Here is a 14,295-nt window from a genome sequence, read left to right on the forward strand (position 1 = left end):
TCTTCCTACTTCAGGTCCTGGTAGATCTGGGCCGCGTCGGAGGACGCGAGCTGCCACGGCACGCTGGCGACCATGACCCCCGGCACGTAGTGCAGGCGCGCCTTGATGCGCAGGGCGGTCTGGTTGTGGACCAGTTGCTCCCACCACTTTCCCACCACGTACTCGGGGATGTAGACCACGATCAGATCCCGCGGCGAATCGCGGCGCATGGACTTGATGTACTCGAGGATCGGCGTGATGGTGTCGCGGTAGGGCGAGGCCAGGACGGTGATGGGCACCGGGATCTCGTACTTCTCCCAGTCGGCGAGCGTGCGGCGGGTCTGGTCCGGGTCGACGTCCACGGTGATGGCGTCCAGGCGGGACGGTCGCGAGGCGCGCGCGAAGGCGAGGGCTCGCAGCACGGGCTTCCGGACATGTGAGACGAGGATCACGGCGTGCACGCGGGACGGGAGGGCACGCAGGCGCACGGCGTCGTCGATCGCGAGTTCCTCCGCCACCGCGTCGTAATGCTTCTTGATGCTGCGCATCACGGCGAACAGGATGGCCATGGCCAGCACCGCGATCCACGCCCCGTATTCGAACTTCGTGACGAGGACGACGACGAGGACGGCGGCGGTGAGGCCGAAGCCCAGCGAGTTGATGGCGCGCGACTTGTGGATCCGCCAGCGCTCCTGCTTGCCCACGGTGCTGCGGAGGGTCCTGTTCCAGTGCCGGATCAGCCCGAACTGGCCCCCGGTGAAGGAGACGAACACGCCCACGATGTACAGCTGCACCAGGGCGGTGACGTCCGCCTGGAAGACCAGGATGAGCACCACGGCCCCCAGGCCGAGCGCGAGGATGCCGTTGCTGAAGGTCAGCCTGTCCCCTCTGGTCCGGAGCTGCCGCGGGAGGTAGCCGTCCTGCGCCAGGATGGAGGCCAGCACGGGGAACGCGTTGAAGGCCGCATGGCCGGCGAGCATCAGCACGAGCGCCGTCGCCGCGACGACGAGGTAGAAGGCCGGCGGAGCCGCGTCGAAGACGGTCCGCGCCAGCTGGCTGACCACCGGTGCCTGGATGTAGTCCTCGGGTACGGGCTGCCCGTCGAGCAGCAGCTGTGCCGACGGATCCTGCACCACGTGCACCCGCGTGGCGTTGGCGAGGTAGAGAACGCCGGCGAGCATCGCGGAGGAGACGACGCCGAGGACCAGGAGCGTCGTCGCGGCGTTCCGGCCCTGGGGGGCCTGGAAGCGCGGCACGTTGGACCCGGGGCCCTCGAGGCCCGTCAGCGCCGCGGCCCCGGCCGAGAACGCCCGCAGGATCAGGAGTGCACCGGCCAGACCGACGAGGCCCGCATCGAAGGCGGCGTCCGGGACGATCTCGAACTGTGCGCTCGGTGCCTGGTCGAGGTCTCCCGCGAGTGCCTGGGCAATCCCCGTGGCGCACAGGGCGAAGATCCCCGCGAGGAAGGCGTAGGTCACCACGGCACGGGCTCGGACACCGCGCGTGATCCCCCGGAGGTTGAGCAGCACGAGGAGGGCGACGCCGACGACGGCGAGCGGCACGCGCACGTCCTCCAGCGACGGGGCGAGCGAGACGACGTACTGGGCGGCGGCCGAGACGGAGACGGCCACGGTGAGCAGGTAGTCGATCATGAGCGCGGACGCGACGGTGGTGCCGGTTCGGGGGCCGATGTTCCGCCTGGCGATCTCGTAGTCGCCGCCGCCCGACGGATAGGCGTGCACGGCCTGGCGGTAGGAGGCGACGACGACGAGCAGGACGGCGATCACGGCGAGACCGATCCACGGTGAGATCGCGACCGATGCCACGCCCGCCAGCGCGAGCGTCAGGAGGATCTCGTCCGGCGCATAGGCGACCGAGGAGAGCGCGCTCGCGGAGAAGACGGGGATGGCGAAGCGCTTGGGCAGGCTCCTGTTCCTCAGCCTGTCGCTGGCGAAGGGCTTGCCCACCAGCACCCGCTTGACGGCCTCGAGAAATGTCAGCACAGCCCAAACACTAGCGCGTCCACGCGGATCGACAGCCACTAGGCTTGGTGCTGGTACGGCAGGGAACAGCAGGATCTAGACCAGGAATCAGGGGTGCCCCCGGTGGCTCATTTTGTGATCATGGGATGCGGCAGGGTGGGCGTCAGCCTCGCCCACACGCTCGACGAATCCGGTCACTCGGTGGCGATCATCGACCAGGACGACCGCGCCTTCCGCCGCCTGCGGTCCTCGTTCGGCGGGCGCAAGGTCACGGGCGTCGGCTTCGACCGGGAGACCCTCAAGTACGCGGAGATCGAGAACGCGTACGCCTTCGCGGCGGTGTCCAGCGGGGACAACTCGAACATCCTCGCCACGCGCGTCGCCAGGGAGACCTTCCACGTCCCTCACGTCGTCGCGCGCATCTACGACCCGGGACGCGCCGAGATCTACCAGCGCCTCGGGATCCCCACCGTGGCCGCCGTGCGGTGGAGCGCCGACCAGGTGCTGCGGCGCATCCTGCCCGAACAGACCATCAACGGCGACTTCCGGGAGACCTCGGGCCGCCTGATCCTCGCCGAACTCGCCGTGAGCGATGCCTGGCTCGGACGCTCGCTGCGCAGCATCGAGGCCGCCGGCGGCGTACGGATCGCCTACATCACCCGTTTCGGGGAGGGCATCCTGCCGACGGCGGAGACGAGCTACCAGCAGGGCGACATCCTGCACGCCATGATGAAGACGACGGCGACGGACGAGATCACGCGCATCCTCGCCGCAGCGCCGCAGGAGGAGAAGCCATGAGGGTCGTCATCGCCGGGGCCGGAAGCGTCGGGTCCTCGATCGCCCGGGAACTGCTGGGGAACAAGCACGAGATCCTGCTCATCGACGAGAAGCCGGAGGTGATCGGGCGCAGTGGGCTGAAGGGCGCCAAGTGGCTGATCGGCGACGCCTGTGAGCTGACGACCCTCAAGGACGCACGCCTCGACGAGGCCGACGTCGTGGTGTCCGCGACGGGCGACGACAAGGTGAACCTCGTGGTGTCGCTGCTCGCGAAGAGCGAGTTCGGCGTGGGCCGCACCGTCGGGCGCGTCAACAACCCGAAGAACGACTGGATGTTCGACGACTCCTGGGGCGTGGACGTCGCCGTGAACACGCCGCGGCTCATGACGGCGCTCGTGGAGGAAGCCGTGGAGATCGGCGACCTGGTGCGCCTGCTCACGCTGCAGACCGGGGTGTCCTCGATCGTCGAGTTCACGGTTCCGCAGGATTCGCCGCTGGTCGGCGGGACGATCGGCTCCATCCGCCTGCCCGAGGACTGCGCCGTGGTGGCCGTGCTGCGGGACGACTCCCCCGTCACCCCGAGCCCCGACGACGTGGTCGAGGGCGGCGACGAGATGTTCTTCCTCGCGGCCATCGCGGCCGAGGACGAGCTGCGGGTGGCCCTCTCCGCCCGCAGCGACGAAGACCCCCGCTAGCTCCCCGGCAGGACCCCGCGGGCGGTGCCGGAGCCGGCGGTGCCCGGGGTACGCGGACGCGGACGCGAGACGATCCACGCGAGCCAGAGGCCGAGCGCGTACAGCGGCAGGCCCATGGCCACCCGTGTGGAGCCGAGGGCTGCGACGTTCTCCACGAGGTAGAGCGGCACCTGCACCAGGAGTCGCAGCGCCAGGACGGACACGATGATCCAGGTCGCGATCGAATAGGCACGCACACGTGCCGGGTCCCTGCGCCACTCCACGCCCTCGTTGCGGATGAACCCGAAGATGAGGCCGGCGAAGGGCCAGCGGAAGAAGACCGATGCGGCCATCGCGACGATGTACGCGCCGTTGATGAAGAAACCGGGGAGGAAGAAGTCCTCCGCGTTGCCCGTCCGCAGTGCCACGAAGGCGCAGAAGGCGACGCCGACGAGCCCGGCGAGGGCCTGCGTGACCGGGGTCCGCGAGACGAGCCGGATGGCCGTGAACACCGCCGAGACCGCCAGCGCCGCGATCAGGGAGAGGCGCAGGTCCGTGGTGAAGGTGAAGAGGACCGTGAAGACCAGCCCCGGTGCGATGCTCTCCGCGAGGCCCTGCACGCCTCCGATCGAGGACAGCACGTCGATCCGGCCGGCGTCGTCTCGCTGCACGCCGGACCTCGCCGCATACTGCGTCGCGAGCTCGGCCGCCGTCGGTCCCGACCGCTGGCCGCCCTCGTTCCGTGCTGCCGGCCCGGAGCCGTCGCCCGCAGGATCCGGGACTGCTACGGGCTCGTCCGGTGGATGGCTCATGTCGGGTTCCTCACTCGTACTCCTCGGGGCGTCCGATGATCTCGTAACGGGGGTTGTACACGGTCGGGGTGCCGCCGACCCGGCTCAGCATCCCCTCGAGCCGCAGGGACACTCCGGCCTCGATGCCCGGAACGCGCCGTTGGCCCATCCAGACGATGCGCACGTCCTCGGGCGTGCCGTTCCAGTCGATCCTGGCGAGGACCGTGAACGACGGCGGGGCCGTCACGGGTGCGACGGTGATTCTGTCGATGACCCCGCGTGCCTTGATCCTGCCGCGCTCGGGCAGCGCCTCGGGGACGGCCGGCCGCACGCTCGGCCGTGGAGCCGCGGGCTTCGACGGCTCAGCAGCACGGTGCGGCGCGGGTACGGACCGACCCACCGGCCCGTGGGGACCGGTGGCTCCGGGTGCGTACTGCCGTGCTGGCATGGGAGGGCTAGCGGGTCTCGGTGATCTCGGGGCCGCGCTCGAGCGGGTTGAGATCCGGACGCACGGGTGTCGCAGCGGCAGGCGGTCCGGCCGTCGCGTCCTTCGGCAGGCGGAGTTGCAGCAGCTCGCGTGGAGGAAGCGGGTGGTCGCCGCGCACCACGACGACGCTGCGGAAGAGCTTCTCGATGGGTGCCGCGGCGCCCTGCTCGAGGGCTGCGGGTCCGCCGAATACTCCGCGGAGGAACCAGCGCGGGCCGTTGACGCCGACGAACCGGGCCACGCGGTAGCCGGCCTGACCGTCCGGGGTCTGTGCAGGCAGCTTGGCGAGGAGTTCGGTCCCGAGGCGACCGGGCCGTTCCTCGACCGTCCCGCCCTGCGCGCCGACCGACGTGCCGATCTGCTCCCGGATCTCGTCCCAGAGCCCCTCCGTCTTGGGTGCGGCGAACGCCTGGAGCTGCAGCGTGGAGCCTGCCAGGTCCAGTGTCACGGCGATTACGCGCTTGCTGCGCTCCTCGACCTCGAGGCGCAGCTGCAGCCCTTCGGTCGCGTTGATCCTCAGGGCGCCGAGATCGATGTAGCCGCTCCCGGTGTCCTGCTCCGAGACGTCGAACGGTCCGAGCGTGGCGCGGTCGTAGTCCGCACTCCGGACGTGGCCGGCCGGCGGCGCGGGAACAGCATCTCCGGCGCTCTCCGGCGCAGCAGCGCCGGTCGGAGTCTCCTGCGGCTCGGGGACGGGTTCCGCTTCCTCGCCGGGCGCCGCCGCGTCCTCCGTGACCGAGGCCTCGGCCTCGTCCTGCTTCTTCTTCCTGAGCCGCCCAAAAGCCATGTCCGGGGTCCTTTCCTGGGTTTCGTGCTCGAGTATGTGCGATCTTCGATGGAGCGTTCCGGGGCCTCCGGGGCGCCGTCAGCCGCCCGTGAGGGGCAGCGGTGCGGGAGCGGCTGCGGGATGGGGGCCCGCGGTGGCGAAACCCCCGGTCGAGCCGAATCCACCCGCACCGCGCACGCTGTCGGGCAGCTCCCCGACGATCTCGAACACCGCGTGTTCGACGCGCTGGATGACGAGCTGGGCGACGCGGTCGCCGCGCACGAAGCGGACGGTCTCGTCCCGGTCCGTGTTGAGGAGACACACCTTGACCTCACCCCGGTACCCGGCATCGATGGTGCCGGGCGCATTGACGACCGTGACGCCGTGCCGTGCCGCGAGGCCCGAGCGCGGGTGGACGAGGCCCACGTAGCCGCGCGGGAGGGCGAGGGCCAGTCCTGTGGGGACGAGCGCGCGCTCGCCCGGCGCGAGGACGACGTCGACGGCGGTGCGCAGGTCCGCGCCCGCATCGCCGTCGGTGGCGTACGCGGGTGGCTCGAGACCGCCGTCGAGCATCAAGATCTGGACCGGGAGGTCCTGCTGTGTACCCATTGACCGCATCTCCCACGCAAGCTATCCGGTTACCAGCCCCCCACTTTAGCGCCTTTGCCGGAGCGGCAGCTGACAGTTCCGCGGGTCGGCTCCGACGCGCTCGGCATGCCCCGGAGGGGGTTCGCGCGCACCCGCCGCCGCACCCCGGCACCCCTGCCCGGCGCGCTGGGCGGTGGCGGCCGGGATGAGACCGCACGCAATTGGTGGAATGCTGGTGTCATGTCCAGCGCGCCGGGGGAAGCACCCCAGAACTCACCTGACCAGGCCGTCCTGTACGAGGAGCGGCTGTGGCCCTCGCCCTGGATCTGGCTCATCGCGGCAGGCTTCTCCTCGGCGACCATCGTGATGTTCGCGCCCATCTCCATGGAGGTCGGCTACGGAGCCGCCATCGTGGTCGCGATCATCGTCTTCACCCTGCTCATCCTGTCGACCCCGCGCATCACCGTCACGGCGACGACCCTGACGGTCGGGCGCGCGAGCATCGAGCGGAAGTACCTCGGGGCGGTGGAGTGGTTCACCGGGGAGGACGCCACCCATCAGCGCGGCCCAGGCCTCCACGGGCTCGCCTACCTCTGCATCCGGGGCTGGATCTCGCCGGTGGTGAAGATCGAGGTCAGGGATCCCGAGGACCGCACGCCCTACTGGCTCGCGTCCTCCCGCACTCCCGAGCGCCTCGTCGCGGCACTCGCAGGCTGATCGCACTCGCCCACGGATCGGGGCCGGGGACCGTCAGCCCTCGCAGTCCACGCAGTACAGCTGCCCGCCCCGGTCGAGGGCGATCTGCGATCGGTGGCGGACCAGGAAGCACGAGGCGCAGGTGAACTCGTCGGCCTGCGCCGCGAGGATCTGCACCGAGATCTCCTCGCTGGAGAGATCCGCGCCGGGCAGGTCGAAGGAATCGGCCGCCTCGAGTTCGTCGTCGTCGATCAACACATCCGTGAATGCCGCCGCCGGAGCGGTCTGCCGGACAGGACTGCGCTCGTGGAGCCCGCCGCTGCGGGTGTCTCCGCCGTCGTCGCCCGTCCTGTGCGACGCGTGGTCATCTCGTGCCATACCTGTCTTTTCACGCTCCATCATGTCTGGCCGTACCGGCAAGTGCTCTTCCGGCTGCGACAACGCTGAGCGGCCCGGATTTGTGCCCGCTCCTGCTGCGCCGCCCGCCACGCCTTACCGCGTAGTAGGAAAGGCTGCCATTCAATGGCAAAGTTTCCCCTAGGAATTATTGTCGGCTGGAGGATCTGATGCAGGAGTTACGCCTGGTGGGTGTCCATGAGGATGGCGAACATCTGCTGTTGAGCGGCGAGCAGGGCGCGCCCTATCGGCTGCCCATCGATGATGCGCTGCGCGCCGCGAGCACCGGGACGGCCGGAGCGCCGAAGGCACCTGCGCCCGCCGTGCCCGTTGAGCCCCGCCAGAAGCCCGCGAAGACGCCGGTCCACCTGACGCCACGCGACATCCAGTCGCGCATCCGCTCAGGCGCGACGGCGGAGCAGGTCGCCGCGGAATCGGGCCTGGACCTCGCCCACGTGGAGCGCTACGAGGGCCCCGTCCGTGCCGAGCGCGACTACGTCGCCTACCTCGCGCAGCGCGTCGAGGTAGCGACACCGCTTCCCAGCCACGACGGCTACCGCTCCGCCTTCGGCGACAGCCCGGCACTGCTCGGCGACATGGTCGCGTTCCGCGTGCAGAGCTACGGGATCGATCCGGCGTCGCTCGAATGGGACTCGTGGCGCCGCCAGGACGGCTCCTGGCACGTGGAGGCCTCCTTCGACCTGCCCGACGGTTCGACCGTGGATCTCGGCGAGCAGCCTCCCGCACGGTGGACCTACAACCCCACGCGGAAGACCGTCGCGAACGGCAACCGGTGGGCCCAGGTGCTCAGCGAACTGGAGCCGCTCGACGGCCCCCTCCCCTCACGCCGGCTCAGCGCCGTGGCGGACCGCGTGTTCGACTTCGAGGCGGAGAAGGAGGACGAGGCGCCGGAACCGGCGAACGCCGACCAGGACGGCCTGCTGGACGTCCTGCGGTCGCGGCGCGGGCAGCGCCTGGGCGCGGACGAGGACGGTGACGACGCCCTCGCCGAGCTGCTGTCGCGGGGCGGTATCCCCGCAGCGCATCCGAGGAACGAGGACGGCGCGGATTCCGATGCTCCCGAGGAGCGGGCCGACCTCCTGCCGGGCCTGGCGCTGGCGCCCCGCGCTGCGGAGGACGACATCCTCGACGACGGCGCGGAGCCCACGCACAACCAGGACGGCACTCCGAAGCTGTACGACGGGGTCAGCACCGACACGCGCGAGATCAGCATCTTCGCGCAGCCCATGCGCCGGCTGCAGCCTCCCGCTGCGGGAGGGGCGGCCGACACCGGTGCGCCCGACGGACCCGGGGACGCGGTGTCCCGGGACACCGGACGAACCATGGGACGGACCCCGGGCAGGGGACGGGACAAGGACACCGGGAAGGACACCGGGACGGCGCCCGGCAAGGACGCCGCGGAGGCGGGTCCCGAGCGCCGCGTGAAGCCGAAGAGGTCCAGCGTCCCCAGCTGGGACGACATCGTCTTCGGGCGCAAGGGAGACTAGCGCGGGACCAGGCCCCCGAACGGCGTGGCCTTCCCTCGCTCACGGGCACGACCTGGCTACACGCTGCGGGGGCTCGCCCCGGCTGCACGCTGTCCCTCACAACCTGTCGTTGGCTCAGGCGCCCCCGGCGCCGGGATCGGCTCCCTGCAACTGCGTGGGACCGTTCCCGACCTGCCGAGCGGTCCGCTCCTCGAACGGGAGCGGCACCTCGTTGGAGTACAGCGACGGCGACGTCCTCGAGGTCTGCCGGCGCATGTGGTGGCGTCGGCACAGTGTCTCGTAGCCGACCGCCTGCTCGCCATCCGGGTCCCGGGGCGGGTGCGCGCCGGCTGCGGGCGTCGCGGCGGAATCCTGGTCCAGCGGCTGGTCGACGTCGCCCACCACCATCTGGTCGCCCTCCACCACCATCACGCCGTCGACCGTCCGGGCGTTGTGGGTGGCCCGCTTGCCGCACCAGCACAGGGCCTCGACCTGCAGCACCTGGACGCGGTCGGCGAGCTCGATGAGGCGCTGCGAGCCGGGGAAGAGGCGCGTGCGGAAGTCCGAGGTGATGCCGAAGCTGAACACGTCGATGTCCATCTCGTCCACGATCCGTGCCAGCTGGTCGATCTGGTCCGTGGTGTAGAACTGCGCTTCGTCGCAGATGAGATAGTCGATCCGCGCACCCATGGTCTGGCGCAGCGTCAGTTCCATCCAGAAATCCGTGTCGGGGAAGACCTCGACGGCCGGGACCTGCAGTCCGAGCCGGCTCGAGATCATCGATTCGCCGGCGCGGTCGTGCGAGCTGAAGAGGATCCCGCGCCGCCCGCGGGCCTTGTGGTTGTGGTCCATCTGCAGCGCGAGGGTCGACTTGCCGCAGTCCATGGTCCCGGAGAAGAACAACAGCTCAGCCACGGCGGGTCCCCTTGCTCCCCCGGCGCTGGCCGCCGGCGGGTTTCTTCAGTGTCAACAGCGGAATGTCCCGCTCTGCCCGGGTCAGGGAACCGTGCTGTCCCACCATCTCGAAGGCGGCTGGTTGCCCGCGCCGGCCATCGATGAGAGCGATTCCTTCGCGGGCCAGGACGAGGAGGTCACCGATACGAGGAAGCACGGCATCACTCACGGCACCGAAGTAGCCGTGGTCGACTGCCTCCTCGCGCGTCAGGATCCACGCCTGCGAGCCGAAGGCTTCGTGCCAGCGCAGGGCCAGCGTCCCACGAGCGTCCGCCGACAGCCCGGCGTCGAGGTACAGGTGGAGCATGCGGGGCTCGCCACCCGTCTGGGCCACGCCCTCCAGCAGGTCCGCGCGCTCGGAGTAGTCGATGCGCTGGGAGGGTGTGACGTCCACCATGCCGTGGTCCGCCGTCAGGAGCAGGAGGGTGTCGGACGGCACCCGGCGGGCCAGGAGCCTGAGGGCGGCGTCCAGGTCCTCCAGCGTGCGCACCCACTCCGGGGAGTCGACGCCGTGCCGGTGGCCCGCCTTGTCCAGGTCGTTGACGTAGAAGTACATGAGCATGGACGGCACCTTGGCAAGCTGCTCGGCGGCGGCGTCGATGCGCGCATGGATGGTGCTCGCTCCCACGAAGGTACCGCCCCGCAGCGCCGCGCGGGTCATCGGCGACTCCGCGAAACGGGGCTGGCTCACCGTGACCACGGGCAGGTGCTCGGACACCCTCTCGAACACCGTGGGGTGCGGTTGCCAGGCCAGCGGGTCCACCTCCGCGTCCCACCGGCCGAGCATGTTCACCACGCGCCCCTGGGCGGGATCGAGGACGTCGTAGCCCACCATGCCGTGCCGCCCCGGCTCGAGGCCGGTCCCCAGGCTCGCGAGGGAGGCCGCGGTGGTCGACGGGAACGCGGAGGAGAGGATGCGGGCGGAGTCGAGGCTCTCCCGCAGGAACGGCGCGTGCGCCGCATACTTCCGGAGCAGCGCCATGCCGAGGCCGTCCACCATCACGACGGCGATGCGACGGGAGGCGGGCAGTGCGAGGGCGTTGGTGAAGCCGTCGACGCCGAGCGCGGCAGCCGAGCTCGTCATCACCTCGGCGACGGTGGACACGCCGTAGGCCGGCGGAGCCGGAAGGGGCTCCGTGTGCAGGAAAGCCATCAACCGCTACCGCTGGTGGTGCGCCCGGTTGAACCGTCCGCCGAAGCCGGGCTGGCGGCGCGGCGTCGCCTCGGGAGCCACGACATATCCGCCGGACGCCGGGCTCGCGGTGTTGACCTTCCGCAGGGCGCGGGCGAATCCCTTCGCGTTCTGCACCGCCTGGACGCCGTCGGCCTCGGCGCTGACGCGCAGCACGATGTCCTCCTGCGCCACCGTGCCGGTGAGGCCGTGGTCGGCGTCGCACTGGGGGTCGCCGCAGCTGGCGGGTCCGATGTCGAGGCGCTGCCCTCCCGACCAGGCGATGGCCAGCGTCATCTCCCGGACCTGGTCGCTGGGCTTGTAGTCCTGCGGCTGGGCGTACAGGTAGCTGAGGACCACCGAGCGGATCTGGCTGACGGGGACGGACTCCGTCGAGACCTGTGCCATGACCTGCTCGCCGGCGTCGTCGAGCTGCTGGTCGTCCACGTGCGTGATCACCAGCATGTCCTCGGTGAGCACCAGGACGGTGATGTGCCGGTGCACCTCGGTGCGCTCGAAGTGCGTCTCGAGGTGGGCCACGTGGGACAGCGGCTCACGTCCGTCGAGGGCGTCGTGGACGACGTCGGCCACGAGCCGAGGATAGAAGCCTGCCCGCTCGAGCGATGCATCGAGGTCACGCCACTGGGCGGAAAGCGATGGGGTCATGCCCCCAGTTTCCCCCACCGGGCGGCGTTGTGCCTAACCAGGGGGCGTCAGTCGCGCATGGCGCGGCGGGCGCTGTCCGTGCGGCGCTGCGGGTTGCCGACGTCGATGGCCGCACTCAGGACGGTGAGGCCCGATGCCGCGACGAGGACCGGATTGAGGTCGAGCCTCGCGATCTCGGGGTGGTTGTCCTTGAGGAGGGCCACGCGTGCCACGAGGTCCTCGACCGCCGCGACATCGGCCGGCGGCAGGCCCTGGTAGCCGAAGAGCTTGCGCGATGCGCGCGGCGCCCGGACGAGATCCGCGATGTCCCCGGTGCTCAGCGGCGGTATCCCGTGGGCCCAGTCGTCGAGCAGGTTGACGGCGTCGCCGGCCAGTCCGAAGGACACCACGGGACCCATGAGGGGGTCCTCGATGGCACGGATGCTGCAGGCCTGGCCGGACGGCGCCATGGACTGCACCTCCATCCCGAAGCTGCCGAACGGTGCGAGCACCTTCTCCATCTGCGCGATGTTGCGCCGCAGCGACTCGGGGGTGTCGATGCTCAGCCGCACACCGCCGAGGTCGAGCCGGTGCCGCAGGTGCTCGTCCATGGTCTTGAGCGCCACGGGCCATCCCAGGCGTTCGGCGTGGGCGACGGCTTCGTCCACCGAGGTGAAGCGCGCCGACGGCAGGAGGGTGATGCCGTACGCGCCCAGCAGCGCACCGCACTCGTCCGGCGTCAGGCGCTTGAGCTCCACGTCCGAGACGCGTTTGCGGACGGCCGCGAGCACGCGCACGGCCTCGTCCGCGTCGACGCCCTCGGGGTCGAGGAACTCGCCGTGGTCGCGCGTGCGCCACTGCGAGTACCGGACGACGGCGCCGAGGGCCGCGAGTGCCGCACCGGGGCTCGGGAAGCACGGCAGTCCGCGCTGCAGGGGAAGGACCGGGCTGGTCTCCTCGGGCGCGGGCCCGGCTGGCCCCGATCGGGCCCCCGGGTCGGCGGCATCGAGCGGCACGCGCACGGGCGCGGCCCCTTCCCGCGCCGGATCCGACGCGCTCGCGGACGGGGACGACGACGGCGCGGTGGCAGCGACCAGTCCGTCGAGCTGCATCCCTGCATCGAGGATGCCGGTGAAGGAGGCGACGACGGGCTTGCCTGCCTGCTCGGCGCAGTGCTGCAGGCAGGCGGCCACGGCATCGGCGGTCAGTCCCCGGGCGGGCAGCGTGGTGACGACCGCGGCGTGGACCGCCGGGTCGCGGAGGGCATCCGTCACCGTCGCAGCGAGGGCGGGCAGGGCGACGGACTGCCCGGTGTCGAGCTGGAGGTCGGCGTCCAGCCGGGCGACCGTCATCCCCTGCGAGACGACGCCGTCGGCCACCACCTTGCCCAGAGCGGAGGAGTTGCTGAAGACGGCCACGCCCGGGCCCTGCGGCAGCGGCTGGCTCGCGACGATCTGCGCGATGTCCATCAGCTGCTCCGTCGTTTCGACCCTCATGACCCCGGACTGCCGCAGCATCGAGTCGAGCGCTCCGGGAGGCGCCTGCGTGGTACGCACGGCGTGGCCCGGTGGGAGCTGCAGTCCCGTGACGTCGGACTTCGCGACGATCACCGGCTTGGTCCTGGCGAGGCGACGGGCGATGCGCGAGAACTTCCTCGGATTGCCGATGGATTCGAAGTACAGCCCGACGGCGCGCGTGGTCTGGTCGTCCTCCCAGAACTGCATGGCATCGTTTCCCGAGACGTCCGCGCGGTTGCCTGCCGAGATCACCGAGGAGACCCCGAGTCCGCGGCGCCGTGCGCTCGCATACAGGAGCACGCCGAGGCCGGCGGACTGGCTGAACAGGGACAGGGCACCGCGCTGGGGCAGGTCGGGCGCCATCGAGGCGTTCAGCCGGACCGCCGGGTCGGTGTTCACGAGACCGAGCGACGCCGGCCCGACCACGCGCATGCCGTGCGCCCTGGCCTTGTGCACGAGGGCGCGCTGCCGCGCGAGCCCGTCGCCGTCGCCGTCCGCGTAGCCGGCCGTCACGACGAGGAGCCCCTTCACCCCTGCGCGCGCGCACTCGTCCACGACGGCGTCCACCTGCTCGTGGGGCACCGCGACGACGGCGAGGTCGACCGGCTCCGGCACCTCGGCGAGCGAGGCGTGGGAGATCATGCCGTTCAGCTCGAAGGCCTCGGGATTGACCGCGTACACGCGTCCCGTGAAGCCGCCGTCGATCAGGTGTTCCAGCAGCGCGTACCCCACCGTTCCCCACTCGCGGCTGGCGCCGATCACGGCGACCGACGACGGCGTCAGCAGCTCCGCCATGCTCCTCGCCTCGGCCCGGTGCTCGCGCGCCTCCATCACGGCCTGCGACCTGCGCGTGGGGTCGATGTCGAAGCTCAGCATCACGACGCCGTCGTCGAAGTGCCGCTCGACCTCGTAGCCGGCCTCGGCGAAGACGGTGATCATCTTGCGGTTCTCGGGCAGGACCTCCGCTGAGAAGCGGCGGATGCCGTTCTCCCGGGCGGCGGCGGCGAGATGCTCCAGCAGGATGGAGCCGACCCCCCGGCCCTGGTGGTAGTCCGAGACGTTGAACGCGACCTCGGCCTCGAGCGGATCGTCCAGGCGGTCGTAGCGGCCGATCCCGATGATGTCCTCGCCGCGCGTGATCACGAAGGCGACGCGGTCGCGGTGGTCGACCTCGGTGAAGCGCTTGAGCTCCTTCGCGCTGAGCTTCGCCTTGTACGTGAAGAACCGCAGGTAGATCGAATTCTGCGACTGGCGGACGTGGAACGCCTGGACCGCGTCGGCGTCGAGGGGCGAGATGGGCCGCAGGTGAGCCGTCCCGCCGTCACGCAGGACGACATCAGCCTCCCAATATTCCGGGTATTGTCCGTCCGCCACCATAGACTCAG

Annotated in this window: 14 protein-coding genes; 4 read left to right on the top strand and 10 right to left on the bottom strand. The window is 70.8% G+C overall.

The features are described 5' to 3' along the window. Positions 1-5: 5 nt before the first annotated feature. Positions 6-1,982, bottom strand: a complete 1,977-nt coding sequence (locus tag AC1MFI_RS15955; protein WP_479818093.1) for an APC family permease — start codon at positions 1,980-1,982, stop codon at positions 6-8. 102 nt (positions 1,983-2,084) lie between these two features. On the opposite strand from AC1MFI_RS15955, the gene AC1MFI_RS15960 reads away from it, so the two are divergent. Further along, positions 2,085-2,759, top strand: coding sequence for a potassium channel family protein (locus tag AC1MFI_RS15960; protein WP_479818094.1), 675 nt, complete (start codon positions 2,085-2,087; stop codon positions 2,757-2,759). Beyond that, entirely contained in the window at positions 2,756-3,433 is a 678-nt protein-coding gene (locus tag AC1MFI_RS15965; RefSeq protein WP_479818096.1) for a potassium channel family protein, read from the top strand. The genes AC1MFI_RS15960 and AC1MFI_RS15965 overlap by 4 nt, the downstream gene beginning before the upstream one ends. Here the strand turns inward: AC1MFI_RS15965 and AC1MFI_RS15970 are convergent. The 4 genes from AC1MFI_RS15970 to dut all read right to left on the bottom strand — a co-directional run bounded on the left by AC1MFI_RS15970 (position 3,430) and on the right by dut (position 6,074). Further along, the gene (locus tag AC1MFI_RS15970) at positions 3,430-4,224 is read right to left on the bottom strand and encodes a DUF3159 domain-containing protein (protein ID WP_479818097.1); all 795 of its coding nucleotides are present in this window, start codon (positions 4,222-4,224) and stop codon (positions 3,430-3,432) included. The two genes, AC1MFI_RS15965 and AC1MFI_RS15970, sit on opposite strands and share 4 nt — an antisense overlap. Before the next feature lie 10 nt (positions 4,225-4,234). Further along, positions 4,235-4,651 carry a hypothetical protein gene (locus tag AC1MFI_RS15975; protein ID WP_479818099.1) on the bottom strand — a complete coding sequence of 139 codons (417 nt, stop codon included), beginning with the start codon at positions 4,649-4,651 and terminating at the stop codon, positions 4,235-4,237. A gap of 7 nt (positions 4,652-4,658) precedes the next feature. Further along, positions 4,659-5,477 carry a DUF3710 domain-containing protein gene (locus AC1MFI_RS15980; RefSeq protein WP_479818100.1) on the bottom strand — a complete coding sequence of 273 codons (819 nt, stop codon included), beginning with the start codon at positions 5,475-5,477 and terminating at the stop codon, positions 4,659-4,661. A gap of 78 nt (positions 5,478-5,555) precedes the next feature. Then, positions 5,556-6,074, bottom strand: a complete 519-nt coding sequence (dut, locus tag AC1MFI_RS15985) for a dUTP diphosphatase (protein WP_479818101.1) — start codon at positions 6,072-6,074, stop codon at positions 5,556-5,558. A gap of 210 nt (positions 6,075-6,284) precedes the next feature. Between dut and AC1MFI_RS15990 the strand changes: the two genes are divergently transcribed. Then, positions 6,285-6,761: a DUF3093 domain-containing protein gene (locus AC1MFI_RS15990; RefSeq protein ID WP_479818102.1), complete on the top strand. Its 477-nt coding sequence runs from the start codon at positions 6,285-6,287 to the stop codon at positions 6,759-6,761. Positions 6,762-6,794: 33 nt separating this feature from the next. Here the strand turns inward: AC1MFI_RS15990 and AC1MFI_RS15995 are convergent, their stop codons facing one another. Beyond that, a complete protein-coding gene (locus AC1MFI_RS15995; protein WP_479818104.1) occupies positions 6,795-7,118 on the bottom strand; it encodes a DUF4193 family protein in 324 nt (107 codons plus the stop codon). Between the two features lie 188 nt (positions 7,119-7,306). Between AC1MFI_RS15995 and sepH the strand changes: the two genes are divergently transcribed. After that, complete coding sequence (sepH, locus tag AC1MFI_RS16000) at positions 7,307-8,644, top strand: septation protein SepH (protein ID WP_479818106.1); 1,338 nt, start codon at positions 7,307-7,309, stop codon at positions 8,642-8,644. A 114-nt stretch (positions 8,645-8,758) separates the two neighbouring features. Here sepH and AC1MFI_RS16005 read toward each other — a convergent pair whose 3' ends face one another. The 4 genes from AC1MFI_RS16005 to AC1MFI_RS16020 are packed head-to-tail and all read right to left on the bottom strand — an operon-like array spanning position 8,759 to position 14,287. Then, on the bottom strand, positions 8,759-9,538 hold the full coding sequence (locus tag AC1MFI_RS16005) for a thymidine kinase (protein ID WP_479818107.1): 780 nt from the start codon (positions 9,536-9,538) through the stop codon (positions 8,759-8,761). Beyond that, positions 9,531-10,730: an alkaline phosphatase family protein gene (locus tag AC1MFI_RS16010; RefSeq protein WP_479818109.1), complete on the bottom strand. Its 1,200-nt coding sequence runs from the start codon at positions 10,728-10,730 to the stop codon at positions 9,531-9,533. Before AC1MFI_RS16010 ends, AC1MFI_RS16005 begins: the two co-directional genes overlap by 8 nt. 6 nt (positions 10,731-10,736) lie before the next feature. Further along, positions 10,737-11,414: a DUF5998 family protein gene (locus AC1MFI_RS16015; protein ID WP_479818110.1), complete on the bottom strand. Its 678-nt coding sequence runs from the start codon at positions 11,412-11,414 to the stop codon at positions 10,737-10,739. Between the two features lie 47 nt (positions 11,415-11,461). Beyond that, positions 11,462-14,287, bottom strand: a complete 2,826-nt coding sequence (locus AC1MFI_RS16020) for a bifunctional acetate--CoA ligase family protein/GNAT family N-acetyltransferase (RefSeq protein ID WP_479818111.1) — start codon at positions 14,285-14,287, stop codon at positions 11,462-11,464. Positions 14,288-14,295: the final 8 nt, after the last annotated feature.

Source organism: Arthrobacter sp. BC5 (genome assembly GCF_056680255.1).

What these genes read in the sequence shown, in the direction of transcription:
- AC1MFI_RS15965 (WP_479818096.1), top strand. Translation starts at nt 2,756, where the DNA reads ATGAGGGTCGTCATCGCCGGGGCCGGAAGCGTCGGGTCCTCGATCGCC.
- AC1MFI_RS15970 (WP_479818097.1), bottom strand. Translation starts at nt 4,224, where the DNA reads ATGAGCCATCCACCGGACGAGCCCGTAGCAGTCCCGGATCCTGCGGGC.
- AC1MFI_RS15975 (WP_479818099.1), bottom strand. Translation starts at nt 4,651, where the DNA reads ATGCCAGCACGGCAGTACGCACCCGGAGCCACCGGTCCCCACGGGCCG.
- AC1MFI_RS15980 (WP_479818100.1), bottom strand. Translation starts at nt 5,477, where the DNA reads ATGGCTTTTGGGCGGCTCAGGAAGAAGAAGCAGGACGAGGCCGAGGCC.
- dut (WP_479818101.1), bottom strand. Translation starts at nt 6,074, where the DNA reads ATGCGGTCAATGGGTACACAGCAGGACCTCCCGGTCCAGATCTTGATG.
- AC1MFI_RS15990 (WP_479818102.1), top strand. Translation starts at nt 6,285, where the DNA reads ATGTCCAGCGCGCCGGGGGAAGCACCCCAGAACTCACCTGACCAGGCC.
- AC1MFI_RS15995 (WP_479818104.1), bottom strand. Translation starts at nt 7,118, where the DNA reads ATGGCACGAGATGACCACGCGTCGCACAGGACGGGCGACGACGGCGGA.
- sepH (WP_479818106.1), top strand. Translation starts at nt 7,307, where the DNA reads ATGCAGGAGTTACGCCTGGTGGGTGTCCATGAGGATGGCGAACATCTG.
- AC1MFI_RS16010 (WP_479818109.1), bottom strand. Translation starts at nt 10,730, where the DNA reads ATGGCTTTCCTGCACACGGAGCCCCTTCCGGCTCCGCCGGCCTACGGC.
- AC1MFI_RS16015 (WP_479818110.1), bottom strand. Translation starts at nt 11,414, where the DNA reads ATGACCCCATCGCTTTCCGCCCAGTGGCGTGACCTCGATGCATCGCTC.
- AC1MFI_RS16020 (WP_479818111.1), bottom strand. Translation starts at nt 14,287, where the DNA reads ATGGTGGCGGACGGACAATACCCGGAATATTGGGAGGCTGATGTCGTC.